The organism is Ulvibacter sp. 2210JD10-4, from assembly GCF_058148525.1.
This window is the reverse complement of record NZ_JBYVJZ010000001.1, coordinates 1,057,244-1,077,365: the sequence shown is the minus strand read 5'-3', so window position 1 is coordinate 1,077,365 and position 20,122 is coordinate 1,057,244. Positions and strand designations below refer to the sequence as shown.

Here is a 20,122-nt window from a genome sequence, read left to right as displayed (position 1 = left end):
CAGGAATCTCAAAAATCACGAACACTATGAAAATATTTACGTTTTGCATCGCAGTGGTGCTATGGGCTATCGCTATGTCTTTTGGAATGGCTCAGGAAACGTGCCAAGACAGTAAAATTGAAGTTCTAGAAACCTCCAAAGAACAAATCATCAATGAAGAGAAAGAGGCCCTAAGGAAAGAAGTTGAAGCAATTAATGAACGCTTGGAGAGCAACCAGATCACCAGTGCCGAAGCTGAACAATTAAAAAAAGAAGTCGCAGAAAAACGGGCTTTAAATATTGAAAACAGGATAGCGATTATAGACAATAAAGTAGCTTTATTGGAACGAAACCAGAATGATACACTAATAGACCAAAACGACAGATTAACGATCTCTTTTTTTGGAAACGGAGATATTTTTAATATCATTTTTGATGATGACCATACCCCAAAATACGACCGCCGGACATATAGTGACTTTGTACTGGCATTTGGGCTAAACAATGTGATAGTTGACGGACAGTCGTTAAACGACAGCGATTTTAAGGTTGGAGGAAGCCGTTTTGCCGAAATTGGCTGGGCATGGAAAACACGAGTATTTAAGGAAACTAACTGGCTGCGTATAAAATACGGACTTTCATTTCAGTTCAATGGATTAAAACCTACAGACAATCGTTACTTCGTTGATACCGGTAAGGAGACAGAACTTATGGAGTTTCCTATGGATCTGGACAAATCTAAATTTAGAATGGACAATTTAGTATTTCCGGTTCATTTTGAATTTGGCCCTTCAAAAAAGATTGAAAAAGAAGAATATTTCAGATATTCTACCAAGAACCAAATAAAGATTGGTTTAGGGGGGTATGCAGGGTTTAATCTGGGAGCACGCCAAAAGTTAAAATTTACCGAAGAAGGCGAAGATGTAAAACAAAAACTGAAAGGAAATTACAATGTCAATAGTTTTATATATGGCCTTAGCGGTTACATAGGTTGGCGTGAAGCTGCATTATATGTTAAATATGACCTCAACCCAATATTTAAAGACAATCCTGTGGATATGCGTAATATTTCCCTGGGACTACGATTTGATATGGATTAATGCCCTTTCATTTGTTTCATATTAAAAAGGTTTCAGAAATGAAGCCTTTTTTTGTTTTCTGAATAGGTAAACCCTTAAATTTGTGTATCTTTTTTTTCTGAAAAATATTCAGCTTGATTTCAAAAACCACCATAGATAATGTATTTGAAACTGCTCGCGTAGAGGAGGTGATAGGGGATTTTGTACAATTGAAGAAAGCAGGGAGTAATTTTAAGGGACTTAGCCCTTTTAGTGATGAACGAACTCCCAGTTTTATGGTGTCTCCGGTCAAACAAATATGGAAAGATTTTTCCAGTGGAAAGGGAGGTAATGTCGTTGCTTTTTTAATGGAACACGAACATTTCACCTATCCTGAAGCAATTAAATACCTCGCGAAAAAATATGGTATTGAAGTTGAAGAGACCGAACAGACCAATGAACAAAAAGAGCAAGCCAACGAACGTGAAAGTTTATATCTGGTAAGTGAGTTTGCCAAAGAATATTTCCATACAACACTTCTAAAGACAGAAGAGGGCAAAGCTATCGGGCTCTCTTATTTCAAAGAGCGTGGTTTCACGGAAGAAACCATTCAAAAATTTGAACTTGGATATTCCCCAAATTCATGGGATGCTTTTACAAGTCACGCAATTAAAAAGGGTTACAAAATTGAGTTTTTAGAAAAGACCGGACTTACCATTGTTAAAGAGGAAAAGCAATTTGACAGATTTAAAGGGCGTGTACTATTTCCTATTTTAAGTCTAAGTGGTCGCACACTGGGCTTTGGAGGCCGTATTTTGACCAGTGACAAAAAAGCGGCGAAATATCTCAATTCTCCGGAGAGTGATATTTATCATAAAAGTAAAGTACTTTATGGTATTTATCATGCTAAGCAAAGTATTGCAAAAGAGGATAATTGTTATTTGGTAGAAGGCTATACAGATGTGATACAATTTTACCAGGCGGGAATTCACAATGTGGTTTCTTCTTCCGGAACGGCATTAACACCGGAGCAAATTAGGCTGATCAACAGGTTAACAAAGAATATAACCTTGCTTTTTGATGGAGATGCGGCCGGGGTCCGTGCTTCATTACGAGGGGTGGATCTTATTCTGGAACAAGGGATGAATGTAAAGATATGTACTTTTCCGGAAGGCGAGGATCCTGATAGTTTTGCGAAGAATAATTCTCTGGAAGAAGTAACCCTTTATTTGGAAGAGAATGCCCATGATTTCATCAATTATAAAGCGTCTTTATTAGCAGATGAAGCTAAAAATGATCCGGTAAAAAAGGCGGATACTATTCGTGATATGGTAGTAAGTATTTCTAAGATTCCGGATGTAATTAAACGCGAGGTCTATATTCAGGAATGCTCTCGCATCATGGATATAAGCGAAGAAGTTTTGTTCAATACATTGGCGCAAATTCTTCAGAAAGACAGGAGAGATGCTTCAAGGAAACCTCAAAAAACCACGAAGGATCTTGAAGTGATTCCTTCGGAAAAGCAGTCGGTCAAAAAAGTAGATGTTCAATTTGAACTGGAACGAAAGATCATTGAATTGCTTCTGCTTTACGGAAATAAAGAAGAAGAGTTTGAAGAACTAATTTTGGAAGCAGACGAAAAAGGAGAAGTTGCATTTAAGCCAGAAGTTGTCAAGGCGAAGGTTTTCGAAAAAATTTATCTCGATTTACAGGAAGATGAAATTGAGTTTGCGAATAAAGATTTTAAAGAAGTTTATTATGAGATCATTAATAAATTAAATCAGGAACAAGACTTTCAAATAAATAATCTGGTTAACGAATTAGATCCTGAAAAAGCTTCAACGATTACCCATATTTTAATGGAAGAAGAGAAGTACCATCTACACAATTGGGAAGGAAAAGATATATATGTAAAAGATAAAAAGGTTACCATTGCTCAAGTGGTAAGCGAAACAATTTTAAATCTTCGACGTCATTTGGTAGCTCAAAAAATCAATGAATTGTCTGATGAAATGAAAGAAAAGAATAATATAAATGAAGAAAATAATCTGCAAAACATCGTAGATTATATTTCACTTAAAAAAGTACTTTCAGAGAAATTAAACAGAGTTCTTTAATTACCCAAACTGAAACATTCTGGACTGGTGAATGAGATCTGCCAGATTATCTACTTTTAGTTTTTTAAGCAGTCTGGTTTTGTAGGTGCTCACTGTTTTTTCATTAATGTTGAGTGCATTTGCAATATCCTTATTGCGTTTTCCGCTGGATAATAAGTTCAATACTTCAATCTCTCTGGAAGAAAGCTTTTTATAACGGCTAATTGCACTGGTTTCTCCAACATTACGGCTTGTGAATGTAGAAGTTAGTTCTTCGTTCAGGAAAATACCTCCTTTTGCAATTTGTTTTAATGCCTTAAGGAAGACCTTAGTGGATGCGGTTTTAGGAACATATCCTGCCGCACCGGATTTAATGGAACGCAACGCATAAATTTCTTCCGGATGTGTAGAAAAAATCAGTACACGCATTTGTGGAAACTCGGTTTTAATACTTCGTAAAGCATTTATGCCGTTTATATGAGGCATATCAATTTCCATGATAAGAATATCGGGTTCGTCCTCTTGTAAACTTTTATATAGTTCATCTCCATTATTAGCTTTTCCAATAATGGTATAATTGTTATTTTTTTTCAGCATACAGGCAATACCTTTGCGGGTAACCGGATGATGATCTGCAATAAAGATTTTCTTCATTCTATAGTCTTTTTCTTTACAAAAGACACTTAAAACAAACCAAATGCTAAAAGTGTGAGGTTTTTGTAATATTAATACTACAAATCAAATCTAAAAAAAAGATAAATCACTTAAGATTAATTTCGTCCAAATTCAAGAAAACTCGTTAAATAACGGTTATTCTTTAATAGACTGGGGAATTTCGCAAACGGGGATAGGATTCATTTTATGCTGATTGGCACGATTTAACCTGATGTAGATATCGAATACTGCCTTTTCCCTTCCAAAAAAATCACTGCTTTCCCTACCTTCTGCCTGCATTTGCATGGCCCATTCCAGTTCGTCGTAGCTAGCACCAATCTGATCTTCATCAGTTCTATTATCTCCCCAAAGGCCATCTGTTGGAGCAGCATCAATAATTTCTTGATTTATACCCAAATAACGGGCAATTTCATACACTTCACTCTTCAATAAGTCGGCAATAGGACTTAAATCTACACCTCCATCTCCATATTTTGTATAAAACCCTACTCCAAAATCTTCCACCTTATTACCGGTTCCGGCTACTAAATATTTATGTAAGGCCGCAAAATAATAGAGTGTTGTCATTCTAAAACGGGCTCTTGTATTTGCCAGAGACATAAACCTTGATTCTTCATTTTCAACACTGGGAAGCGTTTCTATAAAACTGTCAAATACCGATGTCAAGTTTACTTGCGTCATTGAAACCCCCGAAAAATTATCTTTAAGCCAATCAATATGGTTTAATGCACGACTTACTTGAGATTTTGCTTGATGAATAGGCATCTCCAGACACAATAACTTCAATCCGGTTTTGGCACATAGCGTTGAGGTTACAGCTGAATCAATTCCCCCACTAATACCTATAACAAAACCTTCCATTTTTGCATTTACAGCATATTCTTTTAACCAATTTACTATATGATCAATAACTTTTTCAGTCTGCATTTTATATTTTTTAAACTTTTATACTCATACCTTTGCAAAACAAAAGTAAGCTAAAAGTAAAATTTAAAAAAGAGAATGGCGTTAAACACTTGCCAAACAATTGTAGTTATGAGGTATTGCTATTTATTGGTTATTGTTTTAATGCTTTTTGGGTGTGATTCTAAGAATAAGACCGAAAAAAAAATTGAGGCAATCTCTGTCGATATTACTATTGAAAGATTCGACAAAACTTTTGCTGAAGCCACGGTTAAAGATTTACCTGAGCTTAAAAGGCAGTATCCCATTTTTTTCCCTCAACAATATGCAGATAGTATTTGGGTGCAACGAATTCAGGATACGCTTCAGCAACAGTTACATCGCGAAGTAATTAAACAATTTTCGGACGAAAGCATTTTGGAAGATGATCTTTCCAGCCTTTTTCGGCATATAAAATATTATTTTCCGCAATTCAAAACGCCTAAAGTGTTTACAACGACATCAGATGTTGACTACAAAAACAAAGTAATCCTCACAGATAGTTTACTGGTAATTGCTTTAGACACCTATTTAGGTGCCGAACATCCCTTTTATCAAGGTATTCAAAAGTATATTGTTAAAAATTTAAAACCCTCACAAATTACTCAGGATGTGGCTGTAGCATACACAAAACAGCTTATTCCAAAACCACGAAACCGTTCACTCTTAGCCCAAATGATCTATTTCGGAAAGGAAATGTATTTAAAAGAACTGTGGTTGCCCGAAACTACAGATGCCGAAAAAATGGGCTATACCGAAGCCGAATATACTTGGACTCAGGAAAATGAAGTGGAAATGTGGCGTTATTTTGTGGAAAACGAATTACTTTTTAGCACAGACCCCAAATTACCTCCGCGTTTTATTAATGCGGCCCCGTTCTCTAAATTTTATTTGGAAATCGATAACGAATCTCCGGGAATGACAGGACGCTATTTAGGATGGCAAATTGTACGCGCTTATATGGAAAACAATCCGATAAATGTCCGGCAATTGATGCTTATGGATGCAGACGAAATTTTTAAGAACTCAAAATACAAACCAAACAAAAAATAATGGCAAAACATACTTCAGATATTAATATAAAAGTGGATCTTGATGAAAATAAGATCCCTGAAAAATTAAAGTGGTCTGCCCAAGATGGAGGAATTTCAAATGAAGAAGCAAAAGCAATTTTTCTTTCAGTCTGGGACCACAACAATAAAGAAGCTTTGCGTATCGATCTTTGGACAAAAGATATGCCACTCGATGAAATGAAAATCTTTTTTCATCAAACACTGAGTGCAATGGCAGATACTTTTCAACGCGCTACCAGTGATGAAAAAATGAGTGCAACCATGCGCGACTTTTGTGACTATTTTGCTGAAAAATTAGAGTTAAGAAAGTAATGAAGCACCTCATATTTGTATACAATGCAAGCTCGGGAAAAGTAAATGCAATTTTAGATAGCTTTCATAAAATAACAAATCCATCAACCTACAATTGCAACTTATGTGCTATTACATATGGTGTTTTTACCGAAGATGAATTATGGAAGACATTTCGGGAAAATTCAGATAATGAAATGGAATTTTATCACAAAGATGAATTCTTAAAATCATTTAAATCCAAATGGCTTCCAGATTATAGTTTTCCGGTAATTCTTTCTAAAAATAAAGGGGAATTGGAACTATTCCTTTCTGCCGAAGAACTAAATAAACTCTCTTCTTCTGAAGAATTGATAGCAGCAATCATCAAGCGTTCAACTCTTGATTAATGCTGTCAATGTAATTTAAGACATCATCGCGGCCACTGCTATTACTGGCCGAAGTCACAAAGTGGGTAGGCATTTCTTCCCAAGTTTCCAACATTTTTTGAGTATAGGCCTCAATATTTCGTGAAAGGGCATTTGGTTTCAATTTATCTGCTTTCGTAAAAATAATGGAAAACGGAATTTGGTTTTCGCCCATCCACTGCATAAATTCAAGGTCAATAGGTTGAGGCTCATGCCTGCAATCTACCAAAACAAAAGCCAGAACCAATTGTTCTCTTTTACTGAAATAATTTGTTATAAATTTTTGAAAGGTCTTTTTTGCACTTTTTGAAACACGTGCATAGCCATAGCCCGGCAAATCTACCAGATACCATTTTTTATTAACTATGAAATGATTGATCAATTGTGTTTTTCCCGGTCTTCCACTGGTTTTAGCTAAACTTTTACGTTGCATCAACATATTGATGAGGGAGGATTTTCCAACGTTAGAACGCCCAATAAAAGCATACTCCGGAAATCTATCCTTAGGACATTTAGCAACATCGCTGTTGCTCATTACAAATTCTGCCGATTTGATCAACATCGAATAAAATTAAAAGTTTCTTTTTTGCAACCAGGCGTAGAGAAGGTCATTAAACTCGTCCGGGTGTTCCATCATAGCGGCGTGACCACATTCCTTGATCCAAAACAAGTCCGAATCCGGAAGTAATTCGTGGAATTCTTTAGCAACTTCCGGTGGTGTAACATTATCATCTTCACCCCAAATAATACAGATAGGAGTATTCATATTTGGGAGATCCTTAGACATATTATGCCTAATGGCACTTTTGGCAATAGCCAAAGTACGTATCAATTTATTACGGTCGTTAACGGTAGCATATACTTCATCTACAATCTCTTTGGTAGCTACTTTTGGATCGTAAAAAACATTTTCTGCCTTTTTCTGAATATAATCACGGTCACCACGTTTGGGATAACTTTCACCCATGGCGCTTTCATATAAACCGGAACTTCCTGTAATGACCAATGCTTTTATTTTTTCAGGATATAATTTTGTGCATAACAAACCGATATGCCCCCCTAGAGAATTTCCTAAGAGAATAACATCTTTAAAGCCTTTATGGTCAATGAATTCCGAAACATATTTGGCGAAATTCTTAACATTGGTTTTTAACAATGTCATTGTGTAAATAGGTAATTCGGGAATTAAGATTTTGTAACCCTTTGGAGGAAAAAACTCCGTGACACCATCAAAATTGCTTAAGCCACCCATAAGCCCGTGAAGTACAATAATTGGAGTGCCTTCACCTAATTCCAGATAACTAAATTTTCCTTCTTTCTTAAGTTGATTTGTCATTATGGTCAATGCAATTAACAACCGCAAAAGTACATAAATTTATTTCACGGACTCAATTTATAATATGCTTCAAAAAATTCAAAACGAATGACAAAAGATAAATCGAGCTGTAAAACTTATTAACAATGTGGTAAAATGTGGTAAAATGTGGTAAATATTCTATATATTTGAATTTAAGATTTACCAGTAGAAAATACCCACATGCTCAATTTAATAGGGACATACGAGTGTAAAGCAGATGTTAAAGGAAGGCTAATGATGCCTGCTCCTTTAAAGAAACAATTGAGTCCGGTAACAACCGAAGGTTTTGTGGTTAAGCGTGCGGTATTTCAACCATGTTTAGAAATGTACCCAATGGAGGAGTGGAAGACCCTCATGCAAAAGATGGGGCAACTCAACCGTTTTAATAGAAAGAACAACGATTTCATTAGACGGTTTACGGCCGGGGTGAAGACTGTAGAATTAGATACAACAGGGAGGTTGCTCATTCCAAAAGACTTGATATCCTTTGCAGGAATTACTAAAGAAATTGTGATCTCTTCAGCAATAAATATTGTAGAGATATGGGATAAAACTAAATATGAACAAGCCATTAATGATGCTGCCAATGATTTTGCAGATCTGGCTGAAGAAGTAATGGGAGATGCAAGCAATGCAGCTAATGGAATATCATAATCCGGTATTATTAAAAGAAACGGTGGACGGTTTAAACATTAAGCCTGATGGGGTTTATGTGGATGTAACTTTTGGCGGAGGAGGCCACTCCCGGGAAATTTTAAAACGGCTTGGTGAAAATGGAAAATTGATTGCCTTTGACCAGGATAAAGATGCGCTTAGGAATACTATCGACGACTCTAGGTTTTTATTGGTTAGTGAAAACTTCAGATTTCTTAAGCGCTTCTTGCGTTTTTACGGATATAAAGAAGTAGATGGTATTTTGGGAGACTTTGGGGTATCATCACATCAATTTGATGTGGCAGAACGAGGTTTTTCAACTCGTTTTGAAGCTGATCTGGATATGCGAATGAACCAAAACAGTTCATTTTCTGCTTTCGATGTGGTAAACAAATATGAAGAATCACAATTACGAAATGTGTTGTTTCAGTATGGTGAATTACGTGCGGCAGCCGGAATGGCCCGGGTAATTGTTGAAGCACGTACTAACGAACTTATCAAGTCAAGCGAACAATTAAAAAAAGCATTAGGGAGGTTTCTTCCCAGACATAAAGAGAATAAAATACTGGCACAGGTATATCAGGCCATTCGTATTGAAGTGAACCAGGAACTGGAAGCCCTGAAAGAATTTTTATTGCAAACACAGGAAGTTTTAAAACCAGGCGGAAGGCTGAGTTTAATATCCTATCACTCTTTGGAAGATAGGTTGGTAAAACGTTTTATGCGAAATGGATTGTTTGAAGGCGAACCCGAAAAAGATGTTTTTGGCAGAGTTGAAGTTCCTTTTAAACCGGTAGGAAAATTTATAATTCCTTCTGAAGATGAAATAATTACAAACAACAGGGCACGAAGTGCAAAATTAAGGGTAGCCGAAAAATTATAATGAAGAAGAATTTTTACAATATAGTAAAAGGGAAGTTTTTAGTAAGTGATGATGCTTTTAAAAACTGGCGATTTATCATTTTTCTTTCTGTACTCGCCCTAATAATGATTGCAAGCTCACATAGTGCAGATAAAAAAGTACATCGCATCGCTCAATTAAGTAATGATGTAAAAGAGCTGAAAAGCGAATATGTAGATGTACGGATGCGTCTCATGCAAACTAAAATGGAAAGTAAAATAATTACGGCAATGGCTAAGCGGGGATTGCAACCTTCGGTTATGCCACCCCAAAAAATTAAAATAACAATAAAAGACTAGCGCGGTGGCCATAGAAGAAAAGAACATATTAAACCGCTTGTATTTTGTCGCCGGATGTATGTTCATCTTCGCGATTGCTGTTACCGTTCAATTAATCAATATCCAGTTTGTTGAAGGTGAAAAGTACCGTGATCTTGCCCTTAAAAACACTACTAAAAATTTTGTGATTCCTGCGAATCGTGGTAATCTTTATGCGGATGATGGAAGCCTATTGGCAACTTCAGTGCCTAAATACGACATTCGTTTTGATGCGGTGACTGTTTCTTCAGAAAATTTCAAGGAACATCTAGTTCCACTTTCCAAAGAACTCTCCAAAATGTTTGGTAAGTCTACCTCGTACTATCAAAATATATTTAGAAAAGCCCGGGCAAACAAGAATCGCTATATGTTGGTGGTTAAAAACCTTGGCTATTCGGATTATATAAAAGTAAAAAACATGCCGCTCTTTAATTTAGGGCCTTATAAAGGCGGTATCATTGTTACGCAACGTACGGTACGTGAGCATCCAATGGGTAGTATTGCAGAGCGTACCGTTGGTAATCAGCGCAAAGATAAGCCCGGATATTATTCGGTGGGACTGGAAGGTGCTTTTGATGAGTTTTTACGTGGAAAAGAAGGGCGCAGGTTAAAACAAAAAATTGCCAAAGGCCAATGGAAGCCTGTGTACGATGATAATGAAGTAGAACCGCAGGATGGCTACGATGTTATATCTACTATTAATGTAAATATTCAGGACATTGCTCATCACGCTCTGTTAAAACAAATGGAGTATTACGAAGCAGATCACGGTTCTGTGATCGTAATGGAAGTAAAAACGGGTGAAATAAAAGCAGTTTCAAATTTGGGACGAACCAAAAACGGAACTTATTACGAAAGACTTAATTATGCGGTAGGTGAATCTCATGAACCCGGATCTACTTTTAAAGTGATGGCTTTTATGGCAGCACTTGAAGACAAGGTGATTGATACTGCCACGGTGGTCGATACTAAGAAGGGTTCGAAATTTTTCTATGGAAGAAAAATACACGATTCTAAAAGAGGTGGTTATGGAGAAATTTCAGCAGCAAAAGCACTGGAAGTTTCATCTAATATTGGCCTGGCGTCCTTAATTGATGATAATTATTCTGCCAATCCAAAGAAATTTATAGAACGTCTTAGGTCCTGGGATCTACACAAAACTATAGGTATTCCTATCAAAGGAGAAGGCAAGCCAATTATCCCGGAGCCGGGAGATGATATATGGAGCCGAAATGCATTACCGTCTATGGCCTATGGCTATAATTTACAGTTAACACCTTTGCAAACACTCACTTTTTATAATGCCATAGCAAATAATGGTGTGATGGTGAAGCCCCGGTTCATTAAAGAGATAAGAGCCTGGAACCGAATAGTAGAAACTTATAAGACCGAAGTTACCAACAGTAAAATAGCTTCGAAAGCGACCATAGATCAAATTCAGGAAATTTTAAAGAACGTTGTAAAGAGAGGTACAGGTAAGACCTTGTATTCTGAATATTTTTCCATGGCGGGGAAAACAGGGACAGCACGAACAGAGTATGGTACTGCAGGATGGGAAGAAGATAAAAAGTATATTTCTTCATTTGCCGGTTATTTTCCTGCCGAGAATCCAAAATTTTCCTGCATCGTGGTAATCCACAAACCAAGTACAAAGAAAGGATACTATGGAGCCGATGTAACCGGTCCGGTATTTAAGCGCATCGCACAAAAAATATTTACAGATTCTCCTTTGATAGCTGAAGTTGCCAATGTAGATGCTGAAGACCCTTCCGTTAAAAAAGATTTTGAAGACTATTATGCTAAAGCGCAAACTCATTTTGAAAAAATACCGAACGTAAAAGGAATGGCGGGGATGGATGCTGTTTCATTACTGGAAAACTTAGGATTGAAGGTAAAAGTAGTAGGAAATGGAACTGTTAAAGATCAATCCATTGAACCTGGTGAGCTACTTAAAGAAGGAACCCGAATTGTTTTGAATTTATTGTGAACTTATTAAAAGACATACTATACAAAGTAACTATCGAAAAAGTGATAGGAAATACTTCTGTAGCTATAACAAATTTAAAATTTGACTCTCGGAAAGTGAGTTTAAATGATGCTTTTGTAGCAATTAAGGGGGCAGTTTCAGATGGGCATGAATATATAAAAATGGCATGTGACAAAGGAGCAATAGCTATTATTTGTGAAACATTGCCGGAAATCATCATCAATGGGATTACTTATATACAGGTAGAAGATTCGCATAGAGCGCTGGCATTTATGGCTGCTAACTATTATGAGAATCCTTCCGAAGAAATAAAACTGGTAGGTGTTACCGGAACTAACGGAAAAACTACAGTTACTTCATTGTTGTATAATTTATTTAAGTCTGCAGGCTATGAAGCCGGGTTATTGTCTACCGTAAAAGTAATGGTAGGAGATACTCAATACGAAGCCACACATACTACTCCGGATTCTCTTACGATCAATAAATATTTACGGGAAATGGTAACAGCTGGAGTTGAGTTTTGTTTTATGGAGGTAAGCTCGCATGGAATTCATCAAAAACGTACGGAAGGGCTGAAATTTGCGGGAGGAATTTTCACCAATTTATCACATGACCATTTAGATTACCACAAAGACTTTGCAACATATCGGGATGTGAAAAAAGTATTTTTTGATCAATTGCCGAAGACAGCTTTTGCTTTAGTAAATATTGATGACAAGAATGGACAGGTCATGCTTCAAAACACAGCTGCCAAAAAATATACATATGCACTGAAATCTTTCGCAGATTATAAGGCACAGATCCTTGAAAATCAATTTACCGGTTTACTGCTTAAAATTAATAACAATGAGTTATGGGTAAAGCTTATAGGTAGTTTTAACGCTTATAACCTATTGGCAATTTATGCAACTGCAGAATTGTTTGGGCTTGAAATATTGGAAACCCTTCAACTAATGAGCACTTTGGAAAGTGTAGATGGAAGGTTTCAATATTTTGTTTCTGCTACAAATATCACTGCAATTGTAGATTATGCACATACTCCCGATGCTCTTAAAAATGTACTGGAAACAATCAATAGCATCCGTACGGGAAATGAGGAATTAATAACTGTAGTGGGGTGCGGAGGAGATCGTGATGTTAAAAAACGCCCAAAAATGGGAAACATAGCGGCAGCACTTAGTACAAAAGTGATTTTTACCAGTGACAATCCGCGAAATGAAGACCCTGAAGTCATCATTGAGCAGATTGAAGCAGGTGTATCGCCGGAACATTTTAAAAAGACCTTGTCCGTAACCAATAGAAAACAAGCCATAAAAACCGCCTGTCAAATTGCAGATGGAGGTGATATTATTCTGGTAGCCGGAAAAGGCCATGAAAATTATCAAGAAATTAATGGAAAACGGTTTGACTTTGATGACTTTAAAATTGTGAATCAATTTTTAAATACACTAAATAAATAGCATATGCTGTATTATTTATTTGAATATTTAGAAAAGACATATCAATTGCCGGGAGCAAGTCTCTTTCAGTTTATAACTTTTAGAGCTTCGTTGGCAGTGATACTGTCGCTCTTCATTGCAACTGTATACGGAAAAAAGATCATCAGGTTCTTACAAAAGAAACAGTTAGGAGAGACCATTCGGGATTTAGGTCTGGAAGGACAGAAAGAAAAAGCCGGAACGCCAACAATGGGAGGTGTTATTATTATTCTGGCGACTGTTATTCCGGTTCTGCTCTTCGCAAAGTTGGACAACATCTATGTGATTCTATTATTAGTAACCACAATTTGGATGGGGACGATTGGTTTTATCGACGACTACATAAAAAAGTTTAAAAACGATAAAGGAGGTTTAGCAGGCAGATATAAAGTCGTTGGGCAAGTAGGATTGGGGATTATTGTTGGAGCTACCATGTTTTTTCATCCTGATATTACGGTAAAACGAGAAAAATTAAATCCCGCGAACGGAACCGAGCTTATTACACAGAACTCTGCTAAAGAATTTTACCCCGAAGAGAAAACCCTTTTAACTACTATTCCTTTTGTAAAAGAAAATGAATTTAATTATGAAAGATTGATCTCTTGGGCCGGTGATGACTATAAAAAATATGCCTGGCTAATTTTCATCCCAATAGTGATATTTATAATTACGGCAGTTTCTAATGGTGCAAATCTCACAGATGGTATTGACGGCCTTGCTGCCGGAACTTCTGCAATAATAGCCATCACTTTAGCCATATTCGCTTGGGTATCCGGTAATGTGATCTTTTCAGATTACCTCAATATAATGTACATCCCAAATACAGGTGAGATGACCATTTTTATTACAGCTTTTACAGGAGCACTCATAGGATTTTTGTGGTACAATGCCTATCCTGCACAGGTGTTCATGGGAGATACAGGAAGTCTTACTATTGGAGGACTCATTGCTGTTATTGCTATAGCAATCAGAAAAGAATGGCTCATACCAATTCTATGTGGAATTTTCTTAATGGAAAACCTTTCAGTAGTGATGCAGGTAAGTTGGTTTAAGTATACCAAGAAGAAGTTTGGAGAGGGGCGTAGAATTTTTAGAATGTCACCGCTACACCATCATTATCAAATAAAAGGATTTCATGAAAGCAAGATAGTAACACGGTTTTGGATCGTGGGGATATTCCTCGCTATTCTAACCATTGTGACCTTAAAAATTAGATAAAGGTGGCAGGACAACTGGTCATATTAGGAGCTGGAGAAAGTGGAGTGGGAACGGCCATATTAGGAAAACAGAAGGGGTTTGAAGTGTTTGTTTCAGACTTCGGAAAAATAAAAGAAAAATACAAACAAGTTCTTATACATCATGAGATAGATTGGGAAGAAGCTGGTCATACCGAAGCGAAGATACTTACAGCAACTGTAGTAATGAAAAGCCCGGGAATTAGTGAAAAAGCACCTATTGTGCAACAGCTAAAAGCAACCGGTGTAAAGGTGATCTCTGAAATAGAATTCGCTTCTAAATATACTGAAGCAACTATTGTGGGAATTACCGGAAGCAATGGAAAGACCACCACAGCAACTCTTACCTATGAGTTACTTAAGCAAGGTGGATTGAATGTGGCCTTAGGTGGAAACATAGGGAAAAGTTTTGCTGAACAGATATCTGAAGCACCTTATGAGAACTATGTATTGGAACTTAGTAGTTTTCAGCTGGATGGGATAGAAACGTTTAGACCGTATATTTCGGTTTTAACAAATTTAAGTCCGGATCACCTGGATCGATACGATAACAAATATGAAAACTATATAGCTTCAAAATTCAGGATCGTAATGAATCAGACCAAAGACGATTTTTTTATTTATGACGCGGATGACATGGAAATTTCCAGATGGCTTCAACAACACCCTATCAAACCTCAATTACTGCCTTTTTCAGTAAAAAAAGAACTTAAAAAAGGAGCATATATAAAAGATAAAAACATAGTACTAACAATAGATAACACAAACCTCACCATGCCAATAGCAACACTAGGATTACAAGGACAACACAATTTAAAAAATGCAATGGCCGCTTCTACGGTAGCCACATTATTAAAAATTAGAAAATCGACCATTCGAGAATGCTTAGAGAATTTTCAAGGGGTGGAACATCGGCTAGAAAAAGTTCTAAAGATCAACAAGGTGATGTACATCAACGACTCGAAAGCCACCAATGTTAATGCAACGTTCTATGCCTTGGATAGTATGGAGTCATCCACAGTTTGGATTGTTGGTGGAGAAGATAAGGGCAACGACTATAGCGAATTGCTTCCACTGGTCAATGAAAAAGTAAAAGCTATTATTTGTCTGGGAGTTGATAACCAAAAAATAATTAATGCTTTTGGCAATGTGGTAGATATTATGGTAGAAACTCAATCGATGCAGGATGCTGTGCAAGTTGCATATAGATTGGCAGACCGTGGAGATAATGTGTTGCTGTCACCGGCTTGCGCAAGTTTCGACCTTTTTGAAAACTATGAAGACCGAGGCCGCCAATTTAAAGCTGCAGTGAGAAAATTATAAAAATGTAAATGATCAATGCGTAGTGTTTTTCAACATATAAAAGGAGACAAAGCAATCTGGGCAGTAGCCGGGTTGTTGGCGTTATTCTCTTTTTTACCTGTATACAGTGCCAGTAGTAATTTGGCATATTTGTATGGAGATGGAAGTACACTTCCCTTTTTGTTGAAACATTTTGCACACTTGTTACTAGGCTTTGCCATTTTGTACGGAGTTCATAAAATTCCCTATCACTATTTTAGAGGATTGTCCATTATTGCATTACCGGTCATTATTATTCTATTGTTGGTTACCTTAGCCGAAGGGACTACAATTGATGGTGCTAATGCGAGTCGCTGGATCCGTGTACCTTTTGTTGGCGTGACCTTTCAAACTTCAACTTTGGCAGCAGTAGTGTTGTTAACTTATGTAGCGAGATACCTCTCCAGAATCAAGGATAAAACAGTAACCTTTAAGGAAACCTTATTGCCGCTTTGGGTACCGGTCTTTCTGGTATTGGCTTTGATCTTACCTGCTAATTTCTCAACGACAGCGATCATTTTTGCAATGGTTATAATGGTAGTGTTTGTAGGAGGTTACCCATGGAAATACTTGATGGTTATATTAGGAGCCGGCCTTATAATGTTGACTCTTTTTGTGTTAACAGCAAAAGCATTTCCCGGTGTATTTCCCAACCGTGTAGATACATGGATGAGTCGTATTGAAAATTTTACCAATAATGAAGATACGGAGGCTGATTATCAAATTGAAAAAGCTAAAATTGCGATTGCTTCCGGTAGCGTAACAGGACTGGGCCCCGGGAAAAGTATTCAGAAAAACTTTTTACCACAATCTTCTTCAGATTTTATTTATGCAATTATTGTAGAAGAATTTGGATTGCTGGGAGCTTTAACCTTAATGTTCCTGTACTTATTTCTGTTGTTTCGTTTGATAATCGTAGCGCATAAATCAACTTCGGTATTTGGTAAATTACTGGTCATTGGGGTGGGACTCCCAATTGTATTTCAGGCACTCATAAATATGGCAGTAGCAGTGGAACTATTTCCGGTCACAGGGCAGACATTACCCTTAATTAGCAGTGGAGGAACCTCTATCTGGATGACGTGTTTAGCATTGGGAATGGTGTTAAGTGTAAGTGCTAAAAGAGAAGTGATAAAGAATGAAGATAAAGAAGAAAACCCATTAGATATTTTAAGTGAAGCCTTATAGATTTATCATATCAGGAGGAGGAACCGGAGGTCATATTTACCCGGCAGTAGCGATTGCAAATGAATTAAAACTTCGCTATCCCGATGCCAAATTTCTTTTTGTAGGGGCAAAAGACCGAATGGAAATGGAAAAAATCCCTCAAGCCGGATACAAGATCGAAGGCCTTTGGATTTCAGGATTGCAACGTAGTTTGAGTTTTAAAAATTTAATGTTTCCTTTTAAACTGGTTTCGAGTTTAATGCGTTCACGAAATATCATTAAAAAGTTTAAACCGGATGCCGCTATAGGTACAGGCGGATATGCAAGCGCCCCTTTATTAAAAGTTGCTTCAAATAAAGGTATTCCATGCTTGATTCAGGAACAAAATAGCCACGCAGGAATTACCAATAAATGGCTTGCTAACAAAGTGCAGAAGATCTGTGTGGCATATGAGAAGATGGAACGCTTTTTTCCATCTGCAAAAATAATATTAACGGGGAATCCCGTACGGCAGGACTTACTGGAAATAGCTTCAAAAAAAGGACAAGCACTTCAGTTCTTTAATTTAAAAGATAACAAAAAAACACTTTTGGTTTTAGGAGGAAGTCTTGGTGCCGAAAAGATCAATGAACTAATTAAAAGGTCCCTTCCGTTTTTTACTGAAAAAGAACTGCAAGTGATTTGGCAATGTGGAAAATATTATGAAGAAACCTATAGCAATATGGGAACTGATCTGGTACAGGTACACACCTTTTTAAACCGGATGGATCTTGCCTATGCAGCAGCGGATATTATCATTTCGAGGGCAGGCGCATTGTCCGTTTCAGAGTTATGTTTGGTGGGTAAACCTGTGATTTTTATTCCCTCGCCCAATGTGACCGAAGATCATCAAACAAAGAACGCTTTGGCAATTTCAGAAAAAAATGCAGCGTTATTAATCAAGGAGAGTGAACTGGAAGCAAAGTTTGAAACTGATTTTTCAGCATTATTAGCTTCTCAAGAACAGCAACAAACACTTTCAGAAAATATAAAAAAACTGGCGAAGCCTAACGCTACCAGAGACATTGTAATGGAGATCGAAAAGTTGTTGAAAGTAAGTTAATGGAACAAATAAAGAACATACAAACTTTTTATTTCATCGGTATTGGTGGAATAGGTATGAGTGCATTAGCGCGTTATTGTAAGCTATTAGGAAAAGATGTTTTTGGTTACGATAAGACGCCAAGTGAATTGACAGAAACCTTAAAAAACGAAGGAATTGAAGTTACTTATACAGATGCAGTTTCAGCATTACCTGAAGCTGTTCATGATAAAGAAAACTCATTAGTTGTTTATACTCCGGCAATTCCAAAGTCAAATACGATCTTGTCTTATTTCTTCTCTGAAAACTATGTAGTGGTAAAACGAGCCACTTTATTGGGTGAAGTTACAAAAAACACTACCTGTCTTGCTGTTGCGGGAACACATGGGAAGACAACTACTTCGGCAATTTTAGGCCACTTGCTGTCTGAATGTAATATGCCGGTTACTGCTTTCCTGGGGGGAATAGCAGAGAACTATAATTCCAATTTTATTAGCAAAGGTACCGAGATCACTGTAGTAGAAGCAGACGAGTTTGATCGTTCGTTTCTAACACTAAGTCCGGACATTGCCTGTGTAACCTCCATGGATGCTGACCATTTGGATATTTATGGCGATACGTCTACAATTGAAGATGCTTTCAGAAGTTTTTCAAAACTGCTTCCAAATAAAGAAAACTTACTTTTTAAAAAAGGATTGCCTTTGGAAGGGCAGACCGTTGCAGTGGAAGAAGTTGCAGATTTTGAAGCGCAAAACGTACGTATAGAAGACGGCAGTTATTTATTTGACTTAAAAACACCTCATGAAACTATAAAAGACCTTGTTTTTCATCTCCCTGGACATCATAACCTACATAATGCTGTAACTGCTTTGGGCATGGCTATTCTTTCCGGTATCCCAACACCCGACCTGCCCAAAGCTTTACAAACTTTTAAAGGTGTTCAAAGGCGATTTTCATACAGAATTAGACGAAATGACCTGATTTTGATCGATGATTATGCGCACCACCCCACCGAAATAAACGCATTATATCAAGCAGTGAGTGAAATGTACCCAAATGATGAGAAATTGATCGTTTTCCAACCCCATTTATTTAGTAGAACAAGGGACTTTGGAAAAGGGTTTGCTGAAAGCCTGTCTCGTTTTGATGAAGTGTTATTATTGGATATTTATCCCGCGAGAGAGGAACCTATTGAAGGAATCACTTCACAGTGGTTATTGGGCCAGGTCTCAGAAGACAAAAAGAAATTAGTTTCAAAAAGCGAATTAGCTGTTGCCATAAAAAATTCCGATTGTCGTATTAAATTGATAGTAGGAGCCGGAGACATTGGAGCAGAAGTACATACAATAACTAAATTTTTGGGTCATGAAGATTAATTGGGGATTCATAAAATTTTTAACACTAAGCGGGTTAATCGTGTTTCTTTTTGGCTTTACAAAAGAGCGAAATGAAAAACGAAAACTAACTAAGATCGAGGTCGAATTTTTAGATGAGAATGATCCGTTTATTACGTTGAATACGGTTAATAAATTGTTAATACAAAATAATGATAAGGTTACGAGCATCGATAAAGAAACTTTAGTTTTGAAAGAGATGGAGGATAGGCTCTTGAAAAATCCTATGATCCGCGATGCAGAAGTGTTTGTAACGGTTGACGGTATATTGGGCGCAAAAATAGAACAACGTAATCCTATCGCCAGGATTGCGGCTTCACCCAATTATTATCTTGATGACGACGGAAAAAAAATGCCTTTGTCATCAGTTTACTCAGCAAGAGTGCCTTTGATCACCGGAACATCGGCTGCCAATTTTAAAGAAGTAACGCCCCTACTTTTAAAAATTAATGAAGATGCTTTTATGAAAAGCAGTGTTGTGGGATTACATGTGGGAAGGGATGGTACTATAGATCTAAAATTGCGAAAACACGATTTTAGAATTCGGTTTGGGAAACCGGAAATGATAAATAAAAAGTTTCAAAATTTTAAAGCTTTTTACAAAAGAACAAAACAAGACAATACGCTTACAGGATACAGCTTGGTGAATTTACAATTTGACGATCAGGTAGTAGCCACAAAAAAATAAG

At 37.0% G+C, this 20,122-nt stretch carries 20 protein-coding genes; 16 read left to right on the top strand and 4 right to left on the bottom strand.

Annotated elements, in window-relative coordinates:
- The first annotated feature begins 26 nt into the window (after window positions 1–26).
- Entirely contained in the window at window positions 27–1,079 is a 1,053-nt protein-coding gene (locus ACY2RT_RS05390) for a porin family protein (protein ID WP_490154855.1), read from the top strand.
- A gap of 113 nt (window positions 1,080–1,192) precedes the next feature.
- Entirely contained in the window at window positions 1,193–3,154 is a 1,962-nt protein-coding gene (gene dnaG / locus ACY2RT_RS05385) for a DNA primase (RefSeq protein WP_490154854.1), read from the top strand.
- On the opposite strand, the gene ACY2RT_RS05380 is transcribed toward dnaG, so the two are convergent.
- Together ACY2RT_RS05380 and nadE are read right to left on the bottom strand one after the other, a co-directional pair.
- Window positions 3,155–3,787, bottom strand: coding sequence for a response regulator (locus tag ACY2RT_RS05380; RefSeq protein ID WP_490154853.1), 633 nt, complete (start codon window positions 3,785–3,787; stop codon window positions 3,155–3,157). It abuts the gene before it with no gap.
- Between the two features lie 156 nt (window positions 3,788–3,943).
- Window positions 3,944–4,735, bottom strand: coding sequence for an NAD(+) synthase (gene nadE, locus ACY2RT_RS05375; RefSeq protein WP_490154852.1), 792 nt, complete (start codon window positions 4,733–4,735; stop codon window positions 3,944–3,946).
- Window positions 4,736–4,843: 108 nt separating this feature from the next.
- Here nadE and gldB point away from each other — a divergent pair, with 108 nt between their 5' ends.
- From gldB to ACY2RT_RS05360, 3 genes are read left to right on the top strand one after another with little or no spacing between them, the layout of a single operon-like run.
- Complete coding sequence (gene gldB / locus ACY2RT_RS05370) at window positions 4,844–5,803, top strand: gliding motility lipoprotein GldB (protein ID WP_490154851.1); 960 nt, start codon at window positions 4,844–4,846, stop codon at window positions 5,801–5,803.
- Window positions 5,803–6,135 carry a gliding motility protein GldC gene (gene gldC, locus ACY2RT_RS05365; protein ID WP_490154850.1) on the top strand — a complete coding sequence of 111 codons (333 nt, stop codon included), beginning with the start codon at window positions 5,803–5,805 and terminating at the stop codon, window positions 6,133–6,135. The genes gldB and gldC overlap by 1 nt, the downstream gene beginning before the upstream one ends.
- A complete protein-coding gene (locus tag ACY2RT_RS05360) occupies window positions 6,135–6,503 on the top strand; it encodes a GTPase (RefSeq protein WP_490154849.1) in 369 nt (122 codons plus the stop codon). The genes gldC and ACY2RT_RS05360 overlap by 1 nt, the downstream gene beginning before the upstream one ends.
- Here ACY2RT_RS05360 and yihA read toward each other — a convergent pair.
- Window positions 6,481–7,083, bottom strand: coding sequence for a ribosome biogenesis GTP-binding protein YihA/YsxC (gene yihA / locus ACY2RT_RS05355; protein ID WP_490154848.1), 603 nt, complete (start codon window positions 7,081–7,083; stop codon window positions 6,481–6,483). The two genes, ACY2RT_RS05360 and yihA, sit on opposite strands and share 23 nt — an antisense overlap.
- 9 nt (window positions 7,084–7,092) lie before the next feature.
- Window positions 7,093–7,857 (bottom strand): alpha/beta fold hydrolase, encoded by a 765-nt coding sequence (locus ACY2RT_RS05350; protein ID WP_490154932.1) that lies wholly within the window; start codon window positions 7,855–7,857, stop codon window positions 7,093–7,095.
- A gap of 201 nt (window positions 7,858–8,058) precedes the next feature.
- Between ACY2RT_RS05350 and mraZ the strand changes: the two genes are divergently transcribed.
- From mraZ to ACY2RT_RS05295, 11 genes are read left to right on the top strand one after another with little or no spacing between them, the layout of a single operon-like run.
- Complete coding sequence (mraZ, locus tag ACY2RT_RS05345; protein ID WP_490154847.1) at window positions 8,059–8,532, top strand: division/cell wall cluster transcriptional repressor MraZ; 474 nt, start codon at window positions 8,059–8,061, stop codon at window positions 8,530–8,532.
- Window positions 8,519–9,415, top strand: coding sequence for a 16S rRNA (cytosine(1402)-N(4))-methyltransferase RsmH (gene rsmH, locus ACY2RT_RS05340; RefSeq protein ID WP_490154846.1), 897 nt, complete (start codon window positions 8,519–8,521; stop codon window positions 9,413–9,415). Before mraZ ends, rsmH begins: the two co-directional genes overlap by 14 nt.
- Window positions 9,415–9,732: an FtsL-like putative cell division protein gene (locus ACY2RT_RS05335; protein ID WP_490154845.1), complete on the top strand. Its 318-nt coding sequence runs from the start codon at window positions 9,415–9,417 to the stop codon at window positions 9,730–9,732. Before rsmH ends, ACY2RT_RS05335 begins: the two co-directional genes overlap by 1 nt.
- Window positions 9,733–9,736: 4 nt before the next feature.
- Window positions 9,737–11,737, top strand: a complete 2,001-nt coding sequence (locus tag ACY2RT_RS05330; RefSeq protein WP_490154844.1) for a penicillin-binding protein — start codon at window positions 9,737–9,739, stop codon at window positions 11,735–11,737.
- On the top strand, window positions 11,734–13,197 hold the full coding sequence (locus tag ACY2RT_RS05325; protein WP_490154843.1) for a UDP-N-acetylmuramoyl-L-alanyl-D-glutamate--2,6-diaminopimelate ligase: 1,464 nt from the start codon (window positions 11,734–11,736) through the stop codon (window positions 13,195–13,197). Before ACY2RT_RS05330 ends, ACY2RT_RS05325 begins: the two co-directional genes overlap by 4 nt.
- 3 nt (window positions 13,198–13,200) lie before the next feature.
- The gene (gene mraY, locus ACY2RT_RS05320; protein WP_490154842.1) at window positions 13,201–14,433 is read left to right on the top strand and encodes a phospho-N-acetylmuramoyl-pentapeptide-transferase; all 1,233 of its coding nucleotides are present in this window, start codon (window positions 13,201–13,203) and stop codon (window positions 14,431–14,433) included.
- A gap of 2 nt (window positions 14,434–14,435) precedes the next feature.
- On the top strand, window positions 14,436–15,773 hold the full coding sequence (murD, locus tag ACY2RT_RS05315; protein ID WP_490154841.1) for a UDP-N-acetylmuramoyl-L-alanine--D-glutamate ligase: 1,338 nt from the start codon (window positions 14,436–14,438) through the stop codon (window positions 15,771–15,773).
- A gap of 15 nt (window positions 15,774–15,788) precedes the next feature.
- Window positions 15,789–16,979 (top strand): FtsW/RodA/SpoVE family cell cycle protein, encoded by a 1,191-nt coding sequence (locus ACY2RT_RS05310; protein WP_490154840.1) that lies wholly within the window; start codon window positions 15,789–15,791, stop codon window positions 16,977–16,979.
- Window positions 16,966–18,060, top strand: a complete 1,095-nt coding sequence (gene murG, locus ACY2RT_RS05305) for an undecaprenyldiphospho-muramoylpentapeptide beta-N-acetylglucosaminyltransferase (RefSeq protein WP_490154839.1) — start codon at window positions 16,966–16,968, stop codon at window positions 18,058–18,060. The genes ACY2RT_RS05310 and murG overlap by 14 nt, the downstream gene beginning before the upstream one ends.
- The gene (locus ACY2RT_RS05300) at window positions 18,060–19,415 is read left to right on the top strand and encodes a UDP-N-acetylmuramate--L-alanine ligase (RefSeq protein ID WP_490154838.1); all 1,356 of its coding nucleotides are present in this window, start codon (window positions 18,060–18,062) and stop codon (window positions 19,413–19,415) included. Before murG ends, ACY2RT_RS05300 begins: the two co-directional genes overlap by 1 nt.
- The gene (locus ACY2RT_RS05295; RefSeq protein WP_490154837.1) at window positions 19,405–20,121 is read left to right on the top strand and encodes a cell division protein FtsQ/DivIB; all 717 of its coding nucleotides are present in this window, start codon (window positions 19,405–19,407) and stop codon (window positions 20,119–20,121) included. The genes ACY2RT_RS05300 and ACY2RT_RS05295 overlap by 11 nt, the downstream gene beginning before the upstream one ends.
- The last annotated feature ends 1 nt before the right edge of the window (window position 20,122 follow it).

What these genes read in the sequence shown, in the direction of transcription:
- ACY2RT_RS05390 (WP_490154855.1), top strand. Translation starts at nt 27, where the DNA reads ATGAAAATATTTACGTTTTGCATCGCAGTGGTGCTATGGGCTATCGCT.
- ACY2RT_RS05380 (WP_490154853.1), bottom strand. Translation starts at nt 3,787, where the DNA reads ATGAAGAAAATCTTTATTGCAGATCATCATCCGGTTACCCGCAAAGGT.
- nadE (WP_490154852.1), bottom strand. Translation starts at nt 4,735, where the DNA reads ATGCAGACTGAAAAAGTTATTGATCATATAGTAAATTGGTTAAAAGAA.
- gldB (WP_490154851.1), top strand. Translation starts at nt 4,844, where the DNA reads ATGAGGTATTGCTATTTATTGGTTATTGTTTTAATGCTTTTTGGGTGT.
- gldC (WP_490154850.1), top strand. Translation starts at nt 5,803, where the DNA reads ATGGCAAAACATACTTCAGATATTAATATAAAAGTGGATCTTGATGAA.
- ACY2RT_RS05360 (WP_490154849.1), top strand. Translation starts at nt 6,135, where the DNA reads ATGAAGCACCTCATATTTGTATACAATGCAAGCTCGGGAAAAGTAAAT.
- yihA (WP_490154848.1), bottom strand. Translation starts at nt 7,083, where the DNA reads ATGTTGATCAAATCGGCAGAATTTGTAATGAGCAACAGCGATGTTGCT.
- ACY2RT_RS05350 (WP_490154932.1), bottom strand. Translation starts at nt 7,857, where the DNA reads ATGACAAATCAACTTAAGAAAGAAGGAAAATTTAGTTATCTGGAATTA.
- mraZ (WP_490154847.1), top strand. Translation starts at nt 8,059, where the DNA reads ATGCTCAATTTAATAGGGACATACGAGTGTAAAGCAGATGTTAAAGGA.
- rsmH (WP_490154846.1), top strand. Translation starts at nt 8,519, where the DNA reads ATGGAATATCATAATCCGGTATTATTAAAAGAAACGGTGGACGGTTTA.
- ACY2RT_RS05335 (WP_490154845.1), top strand. Translation starts at nt 9,415, where the DNA reads ATGAAGAAGAATTTTTACAATATAGTAAAAGGGAAGTTTTTAGTAAGT.
- mraY (WP_490154842.1), top strand. Translation starts at nt 13,201, where the DNA reads ATGCTGTATTATTTATTTGAATATTTAGAAAAGACATATCAATTGCCG.
- ACY2RT_RS05310 (WP_490154840.1), top strand. Translation starts at nt 15,789, where the DNA reads ATGCGTAGTGTTTTTCAACATATAAAAGGAGACAAAGCAATCTGGGCA.
- ACY2RT_RS05300 (WP_490154838.1), top strand. Translation starts at nt 18,060, where the DNA reads ATGGAACAAATAAAGAACATACAAACTTTTTATTTCATCGGTATTGGT.
- ACY2RT_RS05295 (WP_490154837.1), top strand. Translation starts at nt 19,405, where the DNA reads ATGAAGATTAATTGGGGATTCATAAAATTTTTAACACTAAGCGGGTTA.